This is a genomic window from Flavobacterium sp. PLA-DH12, from assembly GCF_059511845.1.
The window spans coordinates 182,818-199,949 of record NZ_JCAMPD010000003.1; the positions used below are offsets into that span (position 1 = coordinate 182,818).

Sequence of the window (17,132 nt, forward strand, 5' to 3'; positions counted from 1 at the left end):
TTATGGAAAGGAATTTAAGCGAAGAGGAAAAATATATTCAGGCCAAAAAGAAAGTAGAAAATATTAAAGGTTTTTATGGAAATCTTTTGGCTTTTGTATTAGTAAATGCGATTTTGATTTTTATAAATTTATATACATCACCAAGTTATTTATGGTTTTTCTGGCCATTATTATGGTGGGGAGTAGGAGTAGTTTTTCACGGATTAAAAGTATTTGAAGTTTTTCCAGGAATGGGTAAAGAATGGGAAGAAAGAAAAATCAAAGAATTTATGGAGAAGGAAAAACAGAATAAAAATAAGTGGAAATAATTAAAATATAGTTATGGGACGTTTTAGAAGAGAAATGTATGAAGATTACGCAAAACAGCATTTTGGGGAGTATGCAGACGATCCAAATTACAATGCAGCTTATAGAAGAGTAAAAAGACTTAAAAGATTTTACTCGCATTTGAAAATTTTCATCATTGTAAATATTATCATAATTGTATCAAGTTTGACTCGAGACAGGTCTGCTGGTTTAATGGTGATGGATTTAAGTGGTTTAACAGAGTGGCAAACGTACTCTACGGTGTTTTTTTGGGGAATTGGTCTATTAGCTCATGCATTATCTGTTTTCGGTGCTGATTGGTTTTTTGGAGCAGATTGGGAGAAAAGAAAAATCCAAAAATACATGGAAAAAGATACTGCAAATAAAAATAAATGGGAGTAACTTTGACTTCATAATTTTTTCAAATTTCACATTATAGTAAATGATCACATTAATTATAGAAGACGAAAAACCAGCAGCAAGATTGCTACAAAGAAAACTTGAAAAGTTAGATGTAACCGTAGAAATCATGCTTCATTCAGTTGAAGAATCGGTTCATTGGTTTGAAAATAATCCGCATCCAGATTTGATTTTTCTGGATATCCAGTTGTCTGATGGTTTATCATTTGAGATTTTTGAAAAAATAGATATCAAAAGCGCTATCATTTTTACTACTGCGTACGATGAATATGCGTTAAAAGCTTTCAAACTAAACAGTATAGATTATCTTCTTAAACCAATTGATGAAGATGATTTGGAAATTGCGGTTTCAAAATTCAAATCGCGTCTTCCAAAAACAGCAGAAACTTCAAATCTACAATTAGACTTCGAGCAAATTCGTCAAATGCTCTCAAATCCTTTTGAGAAAACGTATAAAAAGAGATTTACAGTTAAAATAGGACAACATTTAAAAGTAATTACTACAGAAGAAATTGAATGTTTTTTCAGCGAAAATAAAGGAACTTATATTCATACCTACGACAATCGAGATTATTTGATCGATTCGACATTAGAGATTTTAGAGCAAGAACTAGACAAAAAGGATTTCTTTCGCGTAAGCAGAAAATTTATTGTTCCGTTAAAGGCAATCAAAGAAATTCAGGTGTATACTAATTCTCGACTTAAAGTGATTCTTCCAACTTATAAAGAAGATGAGGTAATTGTAAGCCGAGAGAAGGTACAGGATTTTAAAGCTTGGTTAGGATAAAGAACAAATAAAATATAGAAATTTAGCAGATTTTAATTCATTTGATTAAAATTGAAATGATAGAAAGGGGCTGTCTCAAAAGGACAGCTTTTTTTGTAAGCTTCGGAGAAGCGAAATATTTATAGCGAAAGATAAATGTTGACAGGATAAAGCTCCAGAGGAGCGACATATTTTTGTAAAGTCTACATATATGTCGCTCCTCCGGAGCTCTTTTTATTTGTCTTAATGTAATTCTATAAATATTTCACCCCGCTGGGGTTTTGCATATAAAATAAATTTTAAAAATAATATTCCTTCCAACAAAAAAGCTGTCCTTGTGAGACAGCTTCTTTTTTATGTTTTAATATATTTCAATTTTATTTGCTTAATCGGTGTAAAGTATATGTCATAGCACTCAAAAGGAAAAATGCCATAATTTGGTGAATTAAACCTAAAGCCAAAGGTACACTGTATAATAAAGTGAAAACTCCCAATAAAAACTGAATGAAAACAAAAACAACTAAAGTTTTGATTCCGTTTGATTGAGTATGTGTAAGTGTATATTTTTTGCTCTTGAAGAAAAGAAAAAGAATAATCGCTACAACAACATAAGCAAAAGTTCTGTGTACAAACTGAACACCGCTTTTTCCTTCAATTAAGTTTTTTATTAAAGAAGATTGCTCAATAAAAACCGATTCATGAATAAATTCTCCGTCGCTCATTAAAGGCCAGTGATTATGGATTAATCCGGCATTTAATCCTGCCACAAATCCGCCGTAAATAATCTGGATTAGAAGAGCTGCCAAGGCATAACGAGCAATATTTCTAAGAGGTAAAATCTTGTTGATATTTCTTTCTGGATAAATCAAATCTAGCGCAACCCAAAGCGTATACGCAAATGTGATAAAGGCAAAAGTTAAGTGCAGAGAAAGTCTAAAATGGCTTACATCTGGATTGTCGATTAATCCGCTTCTTACCATAAACCAACCTAAAAATCCTTGGAAAGCTCCCATTGCCAAAAGAACGATACATTTTTTAATGGTTGGAGTATCTAATTTCTTTTTGGCTAAAAAGTAAACAAAAGGAACAAAGAAAACCAAGCCAATAATACGGCCGATAAATCGGTGAAACCATTCCCAGAAATAAATGAATTTATAATCGGCTAATTGAAAATCGTTGTGAATATTGATTTTCTGATACTCAGGAAATTTTTTGTATTCGTCAAAAGCGGCTTGCCATTTGGCTTCTGTTAATGGTGGAAATGTATCGGTTACCAAATGCCAATCAGTCATAGATAAACCTGAATTGGTCAAACGTGTAATTCCTCCCACGACAACCATTAAAAACAATAAAACACAGCCTGATAGTAACCAAATGATTACTGATTTATTCTCTTTTTTCATTTTATTAAATAATACTTATTTCTCAACTTTTTTTAAGCCTAATTTTTCAGCTCTTTTAATTACGAAATCATAAGCGGCCTGATATTCATTCGGAATATCGCCTTCCAAAATGGCTTCTTTGACAGCTTCTTTTAAAATTCCGATTTCTCGTGAAGGTTTTAAGTCGAACATTTCCATAATTTCTTCTCCCGTAATTGGCGGTTGAAAATTACGTACATGATCGCGTTCTTCTACTTCAACGATCTTTTTGCGTACGAGTTCAAAATTTTTATGATATTTCTTGAATTTTGATGGATTTTTGGTTGTGATATCCGCTTCGCACAAAGTCATTAAGTTTTCTACATCTTCACCAGCATCAAAAACCAAACGGCGAACCGCGCTGTCGGTTACAATATCTTGTGCCAAAACAATCGGGCGCGAACTCATAATAACCATTTTCTGAACGAATTTCATTTTATGGTTTAAAGGCATATGCAAACGTTCGAAGATTTTTTTTGCCATTTTTCCGCCCAGAAACTCATGTCCGTGAAAAGTCCATCCTTGTTTTTTGGTGAAACGTTTGGTTGGTGCTTTTCCAATATCATGAAGTAATGCCGACCATCTTAACCAAACATCATCTGTATTTGGGCAAATGTTGTCAACAACTTCCAACGTATGATAGAAATTGTTTTTATGTGTATGACCTTCAATTTCTTCCACCTGATTCAAAGCGGTCAATTCAGGTAAAATAATATCTAAAAGTCCGGTTTTGTATAAAAGTAAAAATCCTGTTGAAGGTTTATCGGTCATGAGAATTTTGTTTAACTCATCAACGATTCTCTCCCCAGAAATTATTTTGATGCGATCAGCATTTTTGGTGATGGCGTTTAATGAATTTTCTTCAATTTCAAAATTCAATTGATTTGCAAAACGAATGGCACGCAACATTCGCAAAGGATCATCAGAATAGGTAATGTCTGGATCCAAAGGCGTTTTGATCGTTTTGTTTTCTAAATCGGTTAATCCGTCAAACGGATCTAGAAGATCTCCGAAATTAGTTGAATTCAATGATAAAGCCAATGCATTGATGGTAAAATCACGACGATTTTGGTCGTCTTGCAAAGTTCCATTTTCAACAATCGGATTTCGACTGTCTCGAGTATAAGATTCTTTTCGAGCGCCAACAAATTCGATATCGGTATCTTCAAAGCGAAGCATTGCGGTTCCGTAAGTTTTAAAAACCTGAACTTTTGGTTTGTTTGGAAGTAAATCGGAAACTTTAAGAGCCAATTCGATGCCGCTTCCAACTGCAACAACATCAATGTCTTTTTTAGAACCTCGGTTTAAAAGCAAATCACGAACAAATCCGCCGATCACATAAGAGTCGACTTTTAATTCCTGAGAAGCTTTCGAAATAACATCGAAGATTTTGTTTTGTAAAGCAGTTTTATAGTTTGTTTGTATCGCCACGAATTCACTAATTATTGAGTAAAAATGCAATTTCAAATTTCTAAGAAATGAAATGCATGCAAATTTACAACATAGAAAATGCCTATTATAATCTAGAGCTTACTTTTTTGAACAATTTCACATTTTGTCGTGCAGAATTTTATTAAAATGAGAATGGTTGCCACGAATTGCACGAATTTCCACGAATTTATTTTTCTGCCACAGATTAAAAGGATTAAAAAAGATTTTTAATTAGTGAAAATTTGTGCAATTCGTGGCAGAAAAAAATAGTAATAGATTAAGAAAATCTGTGTAAATCATTTTAATCTGTGGCAAAAAAATATAACAATTTGCGCAAAAGAATAATTTGCGAAAATTCGTGAATTTGTGGCGAGAAAAAAATACAACGATAGAACAAATCAATTGCAAACGATAATTTTTAGAAATTCAATTTGTATTTTTGAATCATAGAAAAAAGCACACATGAAAATTGTTATATCTCCAGCGAAATCATTGAATTTCGAAAAAGAATTACCAACATCTCAATATACAGAACCTTCATTCTTAAAAGAAGCAAGAGTGGTTCATAAAGTAGTAAAAGCAAAAAAGCCTTCTGAATTATCAGAACTAATGTCAATATCAGACAAATTAGCCGATTTAAATTGGAAACGTAATCAGGATTGGAAAACACCTTTCACACCCGAAAATGCTCGTCCAGCAGTTTATACTTTTGATGGAGATGTATATACAGGATTAGATGCATATACTATTCCGTTAGAAAAATTAGATGTTCTTCAAGATAAATTGAGAATTTTATCTGGACTTTATGGACTTTTAAAGCCGCTTGATTTAATGCAGGCATATCGTTTGGAAATGGGAACAAAAATGCCTGTTGGTGAATATAAAAATCTGCATGAATTCTGGAAGCCAGTTGTAACTAAAGCTCTAAATAAAGAATTGAAAAAAGATGAGTTATTCGTGAATTTAGCAAGTAATGAATATTTTTCTGCTGTTGATGTAAAAGCCCTAAAAGTTCCTGTTATTACTCCAGACTTTAAAGATTATAAAGACGGAAAACTAAAAATGATCAGTTTCTTTGCCAAAAAGGCTAGGGGAATGATGGTGCGTTATATTATTGATACCAATGCTGAAACTATAGATGATTTAAAAGGTTTTAATTACGAAGGATATCAGTTTGATGCGAATCTTTCTAAAGGAAATCATTTAGTTTTTACAAGATGATTTTTTTTTTAAGATACTAAGGTTCTAAGTTGCTAAGATTCTAAGTTTATTACTTATTTTTTAACCGCAAAGAGCACTAAGACAAACGCAATCCCGATAGCTATCGGGAGCAAAGTTTGGAAGCTTGAAACTTGAAATCTGAAACTTTTTCAACATAAAAAATAAACGCCGAATTCTAAATGATGAATTCGGCGTTTCTGCGTATTATAAATCTATTATTATTAATGCATTGCGTCGGCTGCACTAATTTTGTTCTTCCCTTTTTTGATAAAGAGAATAATCGGTATGCAACATAAAAACATAATTCCTAGATAAAGGAAAATATCCATATAAGCCATTACAGTGCTTTGTTTCATTATGGAATATTCTATCGCCTGATACGCTTTTTTCAAAGCAACATCTGCACTATATCCTTTTGCCATGAAGGCGTGCTGCATTCCTGCAATACGCTGCTGAACATCAAATTTGGCAGGATCTAGGTTATTAATTAAATCTACTCTATGAGATTGACTAAAACGTGTGATGAAAGTGGTAATAATCGCAATACCAAAAGATCCGCCTAATTGACGCATCATTCCAGTAAATGCTGCTCCTTCACCAATTTGTTTTCCTTTTAATGTGGAAAGCGAAAGTGTTGTAATAGGAACGAAAAGTAATCCTAAACCAATTCCTCTCAAAATTAAAGGCCAATACATATGCTCAACTCCTGTATCAGGCGTCATACGGCTATACATCATGAAGGTAAAGAAGAAGAAAATTAAAAATCCTATTCCAACCATATATCCTTGCGGTACACCTTTCTGAATCATATTACCTACAAACGGCATCATAATCGCTGTGGTTATAGATCCCGGAATTAATAACAATCCTGCATCTGTTGCCGTCCATCCTAAAATTGACTGCGTGTAAATTGGGATAATTAAAGTAGAACCATATAATCCGAAACCAAGAATAAAACACATTATGGTTCCAATTCGAAGATTTCCATCTTTTAGAACACTTAGGTTTACAATTGGATATTCGTAGGTAAGCTCTCTCCAAATAAAGAGAACCAATCCAAGAACAGTTACAACACTCAAGGTTACAATTGTAGAGTCATTAAACCAGTCGTCCTGCTGTCCGTGTTCTAATACGAACTGTAAAGAACCGATAAATGCTGTCAACAATATAATTCCCCACCAGTCAACCTGATTGGCTTTTAATTTTTCTCCATATTTCGGACTTCTAACAAAGGTTAAAGCCAAAATAGTAGCAATAATTCCCAACGGAATATTGATATAGAAAATATATGGCCAAGAATAGTTATCTACTAAATATCCTCCCAAAGGCGGACCAAGAGTTGGACCAACAATTACACCCATTCCGTAAATAGCCTGCGCCATTCCACGTTTTGCTACGGGATAACTTTCTGTAATAATCGTTTGGGCTGTTACTAGTAATGCTCCTCCACCCATACCTTGTACGAAACGGAAAGCTACAAGTTCCCAAATATTGGTGGCATTACCACACAAAAAAGAACAGACTGTAAATATTATAATGGAAGCCACAAAATAATTACGTCTTCCAAATTGCTGTGATAGCCAGCTCGTCATCGGAATTACAATAACATTCGCAATTGCGTATGCTGTAATAACCCATGCCACATCGGTCAAGGTAGCACCAAGACTTCCGCGCATGTCTGTCAGCGCTACGTTTACAATCGTAGTATCTACAATTTCCAACAGTGCACAAAGCACTGCTGTAATCGTAATGATAACACGTCTGAAACCGTATTCTACTAAATCGTCGTCTTGTACTGCTGTAGCCATTTATTTTATTTCAAATGTACATCTACGTCAACGTTCATACCTGGTCTCAAAAGTTTCACTTTTTCAGGATCGTTAGATTCGTCTATGGTAATTTTTATTGGTAATCTCTGAATTGTTTTTACGAAGTTTCCTGTTGCGTTATCAGGAGGTAATAATGAAAAACGAGAACCTGTTGCAGGAGAGAAAGAAGATACAGTTCCTTTAAACTCATAGTTTGGATATGCATCTACTTTTAAGCTTACTTTTTGTCCCACAACCATTTTGTTCAATTGTGTTTCTTTAAAGTTCGCTACAACCCAAGCTTCATTATTGTTGATAATGTAGAACAAAGATTGTCCTGGCTGAACTAATTGTCCTGGCTGAATATCAACTTTAGATACTTGACCATCAATCGCAGCTGTAACTACAGTATAAGATAGGTTTAAATGAGCCACATCAAGCATTGTTTTTGCTTTTTTGATGTTTGCAGCAGCAACTTCTGTCTGTTTGTCAGAAACTTTAGATTTTGATTGAATAACCGATTTTTGGTAAGAAGTAGCTTTTTGCTGTTGTTCTAAAACACGTACTTGGTTTTCAGCTTCTTCTTTTGCAGTTAAGGCCTGCTCATATTGCTGTTTTGTAATCGTATGTGTTTTATACAAGTTGTTATAACGGTTATAATCATTTGTAAGCTGTCTCAATCTAATTTTTGCACTTTCTATAGAACCGCTTGCAGATCTCATTTGAGCATCAGAAACAGAGATGCTTGCATAAGCACTTCCAATATCTGCTTTTGCAGCTTCAAATTGCCCTTCAGCTCCCAATAATGCAGCGTTAGCTTCATCAATTTTTAATTGATAATCTCTCTTATCGATAGTAAATAAAGTATCTCCTTTTTTTACATAATCATTATCTTTCACATAAACTTTGCTGATATATCCTGAAACTCTTGGGATAATCGGATTCATTTTTTTCTCAATCTGAGCATCATCTGTTTCTTCGTGAGCTTGGCCGTGTAGGTATTTAGATATTCCGTAAGTTCCGCCTCCTAAAATCAGAACTGCAAGTATGATGATGAATTTTTTATTTGTTTTTTTCTTTTCCATGAGAGCTATCGATTATATTTTAGAAAGATTGAATGATTGTGATAATTGTCCTGATACTGAAAGTAATTCGTAATATTTTTGAATAATGGTTGCTTTAGATAAAGCAGTTTGAATTTTGGCATTTAAATGCTCTACATCTGCTTCTACTAAATCATTAGTGTCAGATAAACCATTGTCAAATTTATCTTTTACTAATCTGTAGTTTTCGGCTGCTTGCTGTAATGCTTCTTCATATACCACACTTTGATTAATTGCTAGGTCGTAATCTTCAATAGATTTTTGAACCTCTACTTTAATGCGGTCTGTCATAATTGCTTCGGTATTTTTTACTTCCAAAGCTCTGCTTTCTGCTTCTTTTACGTGAACATTATTTTTTAGAATTCCTGATAAGTCATAAGACAATCCGATTCCAAAGTTCATCGCATATTTTACAGTTACAATGTCTTTTAAGTCAAATGCAGTATAACCACCTAAAAGTGAAATTGAAGGATAATATCCAGCCTTTGCAATTTTTACATTAGCTTCAGAAGCTTTGCCTTGTAATCTTATTGCTTCTAAATCTTTTCTGCTTTCAAGTGCAACAGCATCAGATGTTATAGAATTGCTTGTTTTAAGATTAAAGAAATCCTCTTCATTTACCTGAATTTTTACATTAGGATCTAATTTTAATAAAGTAGTCAAATAGAAGTTGATATTATTGATGTTATTATTAGCTTCGTCAATAGATAATTGCGTTTTAGAAACTAATAATTGCGCTTTCAACAAATCGTTTCTCGGGATAATTCCGTTTTTCTCCAACTCTGTAAAATCAGTAACACGCTGTTTTGCACTTTTTTGATTTTCGTTTAAAACATCTAAAGTTTTTTGAGCCTTGTATAATGCTGTGTAATAAGTGATTGCTTTTAAAGCAACATCTTCTTTAGTTTTTTCAGCATTAGCAGTTTCTGCTTCGTACATTCCTTCATATGCATCAATGCTGTTTTGAATTTTAAATCCAGCAAAAATAGGAAGACTTAAGTTTGCCATTCCAAGCATTGCTCTATCTGGAGAAGCTAATGAAGCACTTTCACCTTGATTAGGCATATCAATCGATGCTTTTGTAAGACGCTGATATTGTCCCGAAACTTTAATATCTGGGTATTGATTGTTTTTTACGGTTTTTAATTCGTATTTTTTTGTGTTTACCTTAGTATTGGCAAGTGTAACTTCGTTACTCTTTTCCCAAGCCATTTGTACGGCCTCGCCCAAGGTTAAACTTGTTTTCTCTTGTGCTTCCATTGAAGATATTCCGATAAAGAAAACTCCAAAGAGCATTAATTGACTAATTTTCATAAACAAGTAGCGCTTTTATAGTTTGTTGAATGTGCTTTGTAAGATCGTTTTTAATGTAATTGTTAAACATTTCGTCGGTTTTCAAATCAAATATTTCTTCGAAAAAAGAGCGATTCATGTGAAAGTGAAAAAAGGTTCCAATAATCGTGGGTGTAATGAGTTGGATATTAACATCTTTTCTAAATACCCCCTGAGCTTGGCCTTGTTTGATAATACTTTCAACCGATTTTAAATTTCCTTTTTTAAGTTCAGTAAAAGCTTGAAGGCTTTTTTCTCTCTTCTTATTATAAAGTTCAAAATGTAAAACCCTGTAAATCCCTTTGTTAAGGCAAATTCTGTTGATGTAAATTTCGATTAATTTATTGACTTTTTCAAGAGGTTCAATGTCTTCTTGTAATAAATTTTCGAGTTGTAGTTTTAAATCAACGGTTTTGTGAAAAATAAGAGCTTCCAGTAGCCTCTCTTTTGAACCAAAATAATAAGAGACCATTGCGATGTTAATTTTGGCCTCTTTGGAGATATCCCGTATCGATGTACCCTCAAATCCTTTCTCAGAAAATAGCGTTTCTGCAACATTAAGAATCTGAATTTTTTTATCGTTCAATTCGATGTGTGACATGGTATTGTTTCTAATCGGATGCAAAATTAAACACTTGTTTAATTTAAACGCTTGTTTAATTTTATTTTAACATAATATTAACATAAAGCGTTTTCGATAATTTATGTTAAATCGTGCATTAATTAGTTAAAATAAAAAAGCCTGAAAACTCTATTTTTTCAGGCTTTTTTCGCAATCTTGTCATTTCGACGAAGGAGAAATCTCCACAAGTAGTTCCGTAAAGTGAAATCCAATCTTTGTCGATTTTGCAACGAAGATTTCTCCTTCGTCGAAATGACAAATTAAACGGATATTATATTTTAATCCGATTATTTATCGAATTTCTCCAACAAATTCCTCAATTTTTCCACTTCCTTTTTCACTCAAATGTTTGATAAAAGCACTTCCAATAATAGCACCTTTAGCATATTTAGTTGCCTGATTAAAAGTTTCTTTATTCGAAATTCCGAAACCAACTATTTGAGGATTTTTCAAATTCAGATTAGAAATTCTTTCAAAATAGCTTTCTTGAACATCTCCAAAACCAGATTGAGATCCTGTAACACTTGCAGAACTTACCATATAGATAAATCCGTTTGAAACGCTGTCAATAAAACGAATACGTTCGTCTGAAGTTTGAGGGGTAATTAAGAAAACATTGATCAAACCATATTTTTCAAAAATCGCTTTGTATTCGTCAGCATAAACATCAACCGGAAGGTCAGGAATAATTAAACCGTCAATTCCAATTTCGGCGCATTTCTGGCAAAAAGCTTCAACTCCGTATTGCAGCATTGGATTAAAATATCCCATGATAATCAACGGAATTTTTACGCTTTCGCGAATGTTTTTCAGCTGATCAAAAAGAATTTGAGTTGTCATTCCATTATGAAGCGCCTGTGTAGAACTCGCCTGTATAGTTGGACCATCTGCCAAAGGATCGCTAAAAGGAAGTCCGATTTCGATTAAATCAACTCCGTTTTTTTCTAAATCCTGAATAATCTGCACAGTATCGTTTAAGTTCGGATATCCCGCAGAAAAGTAAATCGAAAGGATTTTTTTATCTTCTTGTAATTTTTGAGTTATTCTGTTCATTTTTAGTATGTTTTTCTCCTACAAGGTTTTTAAAACCATGTAGGTTTCTTGTTTTATGTAATTTAATTATACCTACAAGGTTTTGAAAACCTTGCAGGAACTTAAACTGTTATGACTTTACTTATCCAATTATCATTTTGTTTTTCAACCAACAATAATCCAGAGTCAGAGTCATTCATTTGGGCAACTAATTCGCCTTTATTATTCCAAAAAGCACTTTGTCCTGCCGAAGGAGATCCCCAAGATTCTCCACTGAAATTGGACATCAAAACATTCATTTGATGCTTTTCGGCGTAATTTTGTAAATCTCTGTACGCATTTGAAATTCCGTTTGGCGAAAAGAAAATGCTCGCAATATAAATGTCTGCGTTATTTTTTGCAGCATTTTCAGGATGCTTTGGATTATCAATATCAGCACAAATTGCAAATGCAATATTTTGATCTTCAATTGTAATCATCGGATTATTATCAAAAGAAGATTGGAAAAATTCATCTTCGCCTTCATGCAAAAACTGCTTTGTGTAAATAGAAACCGAATCGTTGGGAGCAATAATGTATTGCCCAATAAACAACTGATTTTTAATTAAAATTGGAGCACCAGCAATAATGACAATATTATTATCGGTTGCCAAATCTTTCAAATGATCTATTCTATAATCATCTTCGGCAAAAGCCAATTCTAAAGCATTTTCTCTTTCATATCCTGTAATAGACATTTCTGGGAAAACGATTAATTGAGCTCCGTTTTGTGCAGCCGATTCAATAAGCTGATAATGATTTAATAAATTTGAAGCAATATTTTCGCGTTTTGGTTTTGTCTGCGCCGCTGCTAAAATCATTTTTGTAAATTATTTATTTTCGGTATAAACCCAGGCAACTGTTCCAGATTTCAATTTAACCTGAACTCTTCGGTACGAATTAGATTCAAATAAATCAACTTTTGCTAAATCTGCATTAGAAACATTAAAAACTACGCCATGTATATTTTCTTCGGCGTTTTCACTTGCAATTGCTACCACATAATCTGCCATTCCAAATTCTTCTTCGATTTGTAAACTTTTTAGTTTATAACCCGAGAGCTGATCTGGAGTTCCTACTAATACTTTTTTAAAAATCTGCATTTGAACTTGTTTAGATCTTAATGTTCCGTATGAGAATAACTTTTCCATAATTATATTTTTCTCGTTAATAGTTGCGATTAGAGAGGTGCAAATTAATACTTTTATTACAATTTAAAGTAATCAATGTAATTATCTAAATCTTTATCGCCGCGTCCAGAAAGACTGATTACGACAACATCTTCAGGTTTGAATTTCTTTTGATCTAGAACCGCAAATGCGTGAGCACTTTCTATAGCTGGTATAATTCCTTCTAATTTCGTAAGCTGTAAACCAGCATTCATAGCATCGTCATCGGTTACAGAGAAAAATTCTCCGCGCCCCGTTTGTGCCAAATGAGCGTGTAATGGGCCAACTCCAGGATAATCTAATCCTGCTGAAATAGAATATGGTTCTGTAATTTGTCCATCAGGAGTTTGCATTAAAAGCGTTTTACAGCCGTGAATAACACCTACTTTTCCTAGTTTGCTTGTTGCTGCGCTATGACCGCTGTCAACACCTTTTCCGGCTGCTTCAACTGCAATGATTCCAACTTCTGGTTCGTGTAAAAAGTGGTAATAAGTTCCTGCAGCATTACTTCCTCCACCAATACAAGCTACTACATAATCAGGGTTTTCACGACCTTCTTTTTCTTTTAATTGCCATTTGATTTCTTCTGAAATGATACTTTGAAAACGCGTTACCATGTCTGGATAAGGATGTGGTCCAATTGCTGATCCAATAATATAATGTGTATCAACAGGATTATTGATCCAATCGCGAATTGCTTCGTTTGTTGCATCTTTTAAAGTTCTCGAACCTGAAAGCGCTGGACGAACTTCTGCGCCTAACATTTTCATACGCGCTACGTTTGGAGCCTGACGTGCAATGTCAATTTCTCCCATATAAACAATACACTCAATTCCCATCAAAGCACAAACGGTTGCTGTTGCTACACCATGTTGGCCAGCTCCAGTTTCGGCAATAATTCTTTTTTTGCCTAGACGTTTTGCAAGTAAAATTTGCCCGATAGTATTGTTTACTTTGTGCGCTCCGGTATGGTTTAAGTCTTCTCTTTTTAAATAAACTTTGGTGTTATATTTTTCAGACAAACGTTTTGCAAAATACAACGGACTAGGGCGCCCAACATAATCTTTCAACAATTGATTGAACTCTGCTTTAAAATCAGGTTCATCCATTATGCTTAAATACTTCTGACGTAATTCTTCTACATTTGGATACAGCATTTCTGGAATATAAGCTCCTCCAAATTCTCCGTAATATCCTTTTTCGTTAACGTTAAAACTCATTTTATTTAAATTTTAAAAGTTGGCAACATCAAATTTGCGTTTGAAGTTGCTAAATAGATTTTTATTTTTCAGCCCTGGTTCGATTTCAAATTTACTATTTACATCGACTGCATAAATAGGTAATTTTGTTTTTGAAATTTCTTCTATGGCTTTTAATTCATTCATTCCGATTCCGCCACTCAAGAAGAAAGGTTTTTTCGAATTGTATTTTTTTAATATGGTCCAGTCGAAAGTTGTTCCATTTCCGCCAGGTAATTTTCCTTTTGTGTCAAATAGAAAATAATCACAGACATTTTCAAAAGGTGTAATTGTTGCGAAATCAAAATTCTCATCGGCTGAAAATACTTTTATGATTTCGATTTTCTTTGGCAGTTTTTCTTTTAATTCCGTTAAAAATTCAACTGATTCATTTCCGTGTAATTGAACGGCTTGTAAATTGTATTTTGTTACTTTTTCCAGAATTTCTTGCTGAGTTTGATTGACAAAAACACCTACTTTTTTGATTGTTTCAATAAGTTCAGGAATAGTTCCGTTAAAATATCGTGCGGATTTTTCCCAGAAAATAAATCCCATATAATCGGGTAGGAGTGCACCTACTTCGAGTATGTTTTCGGGATATTTCATGCCGCATATTTTGAGTTTCATTTTTTTAAATGCTTTAAGCTTTAAGCTTTAGGCTTTAGGCTAAATTAGTAATGTTGAGAAGGCTTATTGCTTAGAGCTTAAAGCCTATAGCTGATTAATGAATTCTGTTGCGGCCAGACCTGCGTTATCGGTTTTCATGAAGTTTTCTCCAATTAGGAAACCTTTGTAGCCGTATGGTTTTAGTTCTTGAATGGCTTCTACTGATGAAATACCGCTTTCTGATACTTTTACAAAATCATTCGGAATTTGAGAAGCTAATTCTTTGCTGAAATCTAAACTTACTTCAAACGTTTTTAGATTTCTGTTATTTACGCCAATCATATCTAAACTTGGCATAATTGATTTTTCTAATTCTTCTTGATTATGGACTTCTAAAAGAACTTCTAAACCTAAGCTTTTTGCAAATTCAGATAATGATTTGATTTCTTCACGCGTTAAAACGGCTGCGATTAATAAAATCAAATCCGCGCCATGTGCTTTTGCTTCAAGGATTTGATATTCGTCTACAATAAATTCTTTTCGCAAAAGCGGAATATTTACTGAAGCTCTTGCTAAAAGTAAATCGTCTAGAGAGCCACCAAAATATTTTCCATCAGTTAAAACTGAGATTCCGCAAGCGCCTGCACTTTCATAACCTTTTACTACTTCTTCAACAGTAAAATTATTGTTGATAATTGATTTTGAAGGCGAACGGCGTTTGTGTTCAGCAATAATTCCAGAATTGCTTTCTTTTAATTTCTGGCTAAGAGAAATGGTTTGTTTTCCAAAAAATACCGAGGCTTCCAATTGAGAAACCGGAATGATTGATTTCTTTAGAACAACTTCTCGTTTTTTATCTATTATTATTTTATCTAAAATGTTCATTGTTGTGTTGTTTCATGTTTCAAGTTTCATGTTTCAAGATGTAGAACGTTCAAAATAACTTGAAACCTGAAACCTGAAACAAAATTTTATTTACTTAACTCTTGTAATTTTTTTAATGCTTGATGTCCTTTTCCAGACAATAGACTTTCTTTTGCTAATTCAAATCCTTCTTTTGGAGAACATTTGGTAACGGTTGAAATTGCCATTGCTGCATTCGCGGAAACTACATTATTCTGTGCTTCATTTCCTTTTCCAGAAATGATATTCGTGAAAATTGCAGCAGATTCTTCGATGGTTTTTCCACCTTCGATTTCTGTTTGAGATAAAAGGTGAACGCCAAAATCTTCTGGATTTAACATTCCTTCCATGTGGTTAGAAATTGTTTTTGTCGGACCTGTCAATGAAATTTCATCATATCCGTCAAGCGAATGTAAGATGGTAAAATTCACATCGGTATTTTGATATAGATAAGCATACATTCTGGCCAATTCTAAGTTGAAAACTCCAACCAATTGATTTTGAGGGAATGATGGATTTACCATAGGGCCTAACATATTAAAGAATGTTTTTACTGCCAATTCTTTTCTAATTGGACCAACATTTTTCATTGCTGGGTGAAATAGGGGAGCGTGCAAAACACAGATTCCAGCCTGATCTATACATTTTTCTAAAAATGAAGGATCGTTACTGAATTTAATTCCCATTTTTTCCATGACGTTGCTTGATCCAGAAATAGATGAAACTCCGTAGTTTCCATGTTTCGCCACTTTTATTCCTGCTCCAGCAGATACAAAAGAAGCTAAAGTCGAAATATTGAAAGTGTCTTTTCCATCACCACCCGTTCCGCATAAATCGATGGTGTTATAGGCTGATAAATCGACACGAATGCATAAGTCTAATAAGGCTTCGCGAAATCCCGAAAGTTCGTCAATTGTAATGCTGCGCATCATAAAAACAGTCAAAAATGCCGAAATCTGACTTGGATTGTATTGACCGCTTGAAATATTAATCAATACGCTTTTTGCTTCTTCTTTAGTAAGAACTTCGTGGTTGATTAATTTATTTAATATAGTTTTCATTTTTTCTTTTAAGTTGCTAAGGTTCTGAGATGCTAAGATTCTAAGTTTTTTACTGAGACTGTAAACTGAGACTGAATACTGTAAACTAACTCTTAATCCAATTCTCTAAAATCCTTTTTCCGTTTGGTGTTAAAACGCTTTCTGGGTGAAATTGAACGCCTCTTACATCATAATTTTTGTGGCGTAAAGACATAATTTGTCCGTTTTCGTCTACCGAAGTTGCTTCTAAATCTTCGGGTAAATTGCTGTCAACAACCCAAGAATGGTATCTTCCAACTTCAAATTCGTTGCCTAAACCTTCAAATAAAATTTCGTCGTCTACTAAAGTTTTTACATTTGTTGCAACGCCGTGATAGACTTTATCAAGGTTGGAAAGCGTTCCGCCAAAAACTTCTCCGATTGCCTGTTGTCCCAAACAAACGCCAAGAATACTTTTTGTTGGACTGTATTTTTCGATTACTGCTTTTAATAAACCAGCTTCATCTGGAATTCCAGGTCCTGGAGAAAGTAATATTTTCTCGAAACCAGCAATTTCGTCAATATCAAATTCGTCGTTTCTGTAAACAGTAACTTCGCAATCTAAATCTTCTAAATAGTGCACTAAATTGTAAGTGAAACTATCGTAATTGTCTATAACTAAAATCTTTTTCATTT

The 17,132-nt window shown here is 33.7% G+C and carries 18 protein-coding genes; 4 read left to right on the plus strand and 14 right to left on the minus strand.

Annotation, left to right across the window (positions count from 1 at the left end):
* Window positions 1-2: 2 nt before the first annotated feature.
* Genes AC5ZCW_RS07150 through AC5ZCW_RS07160 form a run of 3 tightly spaced genes read left to right on the plus strand, consistent with a single transcriptional unit; the run spans window position 3 to window position 1,513 of the window.
* Complete coding sequence (locus AC5ZCW_RS07150) at window positions 3-308, plus strand: 2TM domain-containing protein (RefSeq protein WP_260671006.1); 306 nt, start codon at window positions 3-5, stop codon at window positions 306-308.
* A 13-nt stretch (window positions 309-321) separates the two neighbouring features.
* Window positions 322-708, plus strand: coding sequence for a 2TM domain-containing protein (locus tag AC5ZCW_RS07155; protein ID WP_343541348.1), 387 nt, complete (start codon window positions 322-324; stop codon window positions 706-708).
* 40 nt (window positions 709-748) lie between these two features.
* Window positions 749-1,513 carry a LytR/AlgR family response regulator transcription factor gene (locus AC5ZCW_RS07160; RefSeq protein ID WP_343541349.1) on the plus strand — a complete coding sequence of 255 codons (765 nt, stop codon included), beginning with the start codon at window positions 749-751 and terminating at the stop codon, window positions 1,511-1,513.
* Between the two features lie 356 nt (window positions 1,514-1,869).
* On the opposite strand, the gene AC5ZCW_RS07165 is transcribed toward AC5ZCW_RS07160, so the two are convergent.
* Window positions 1,870-2,895, minus strand: a complete 1,026-nt coding sequence (locus AC5ZCW_RS07165) for a COX15/CtaA family protein (RefSeq protein WP_202006234.1) — start codon at window positions 2,893-2,895, stop codon at window positions 1,870-1,872.
* A gap of 15 nt (window positions 2,896-2,910) precedes the next feature.
* Window positions 2,911-4,344, minus strand: a complete 1,434-nt coding sequence (locus AC5ZCW_RS07170) for a CCA tRNA nucleotidyltransferase (RefSeq protein WP_496118775.1) — start codon at window positions 4,342-4,344, stop codon at window positions 2,911-2,913.
* A gap of 462 nt (window positions 4,345-4,806) precedes the next feature.
* Between AC5ZCW_RS07170 and yaaA the strand changes: the two genes are divergently transcribed.
* Window positions 4,807-5,565 carry a peroxide stress protein YaaA gene (yaaA, locus tag AC5ZCW_RS07175; protein ID WP_343541355.1) on the plus strand — a complete coding sequence of 253 codons (759 nt, stop codon included), beginning with the start codon at window positions 4,807-4,809 and terminating at the stop codon, window positions 5,563-5,565.
* A 221-nt stretch (window positions 5,566-5,786) separates the two neighbouring features.
* Here yaaA and AC5ZCW_RS07180 read toward each other — a convergent pair whose 3' ends face one another.
* The 12 genes from AC5ZCW_RS07180 to AC5ZCW_RS07235 form a co-directional block, all read right to left on the minus strand.
* Window positions 5,787-7,373: an MDR family MFS transporter gene (locus AC5ZCW_RS07180; RefSeq protein ID WP_496118777.1), complete on the minus strand. Its 1,587-nt coding sequence runs from the start codon at window positions 7,371-7,373 to the stop codon at window positions 5,787-5,789.
* Window positions 7,374-7,378: 5 nt separating this feature from the next.
* On the minus strand, window positions 7,379-8,458 hold the full coding sequence (locus tag AC5ZCW_RS07185; RefSeq protein WP_496118779.1) for an HlyD family secretion protein: 1,080 nt from the start codon (window positions 8,456-8,458) through the stop codon (window positions 7,379-7,381).
* Between the two features lie 12 nt (window positions 8,459-8,470).
* Window positions 8,471-9,790: a TolC family protein gene (locus AC5ZCW_RS07190; protein ID WP_343541358.1), complete on the minus strand. Its 1,320-nt coding sequence runs from the start codon at window positions 9,788-9,790 to the stop codon at window positions 8,471-8,473.
* A complete protein-coding gene (locus AC5ZCW_RS07195; protein ID WP_281633546.1) occupies window positions 9,780-10,409 on the minus strand; it encodes a TetR/AcrR family transcriptional regulator in 630 nt (209 codons plus the stop codon). Before AC5ZCW_RS07195 ends, AC5ZCW_RS07190 begins: the two co-directional genes overlap by 11 nt.
* A gap of 312 nt (window positions 10,410-10,721) precedes the next feature.
* Complete coding sequence (gene trpA, locus AC5ZCW_RS07200) at window positions 10,722-11,483, minus strand: tryptophan synthase subunit alpha (protein ID WP_111426575.1); 762 nt, start codon at window positions 11,481-11,483, stop codon at window positions 10,722-10,724.
* Between the two features lie 101 nt (window positions 11,484-11,584).
* Entirely contained in the window at window positions 11,585-12,322 is a 738-nt protein-coding gene (locus tag AC5ZCW_RS07205; RefSeq protein WP_496118782.1) for a carbon-nitrogen hydrolase family protein, read from the minus strand.
* Window positions 12,323-12,331: 9 nt separating this feature from the next.
* Window positions 12,332-12,652: a gamma-glutamylcyclotransferase family protein gene (locus AC5ZCW_RS07210; RefSeq protein WP_496118784.1), complete on the minus strand. Its 321-nt coding sequence runs from the start codon at window positions 12,650-12,652 to the stop codon at window positions 12,332-12,334.
* Window positions 12,653-12,708: 56 nt separating this feature from the next.
* The gene (gene trpB / locus AC5ZCW_RS07215) at window positions 12,709-13,890 is read right to left on the minus strand and encodes a tryptophan synthase subunit beta (protein ID WP_281633543.1); all 1,182 of its coding nucleotides are present in this window, start codon (window positions 13,888-13,890) and stop codon (window positions 12,709-12,711) included.
* Window positions 13,891-13,902: 12 nt separating this feature from the next.
* The gene (locus AC5ZCW_RS07220; RefSeq protein WP_343541364.1) at window positions 13,903-14,535 is read right to left on the minus strand and encodes a phosphoribosylanthranilate isomerase; all 633 of its coding nucleotides are present in this window, start codon (window positions 14,533-14,535) and stop codon (window positions 13,903-13,905) included.
* 84 nt (window positions 14,536-14,619) lie between these two features.
* Window positions 14,620-15,399: an indole-3-glycerol phosphate synthase TrpC gene (trpC, locus tag AC5ZCW_RS07225; protein ID WP_496118786.1), complete on the minus strand. Its 780-nt coding sequence runs from the start codon at window positions 15,397-15,399 to the stop codon at window positions 14,620-14,622.
* Between the two features lie 86 nt (window positions 15,400-15,485).
* Window positions 15,486-16,478 carry an anthranilate phosphoribosyltransferase gene (gene trpD, locus AC5ZCW_RS07230; protein ID WP_496118787.1) on the minus strand — a complete coding sequence of 331 codons (993 nt, stop codon included), beginning with the start codon at window positions 16,476-16,478 and terminating at the stop codon, window positions 15,486-15,488.
* Between the two features lie 85 nt (window positions 16,479-16,563).
* Window positions 16,564-17,130, minus strand: a complete 567-nt coding sequence (locus tag AC5ZCW_RS07235) for an anthranilate synthase component II (protein WP_496118789.1) — start codon at window positions 17,128-17,130, stop codon at window positions 16,564-16,566.
* Window positions 17,131-17,132 lie beyond the last annotated feature (2 nt).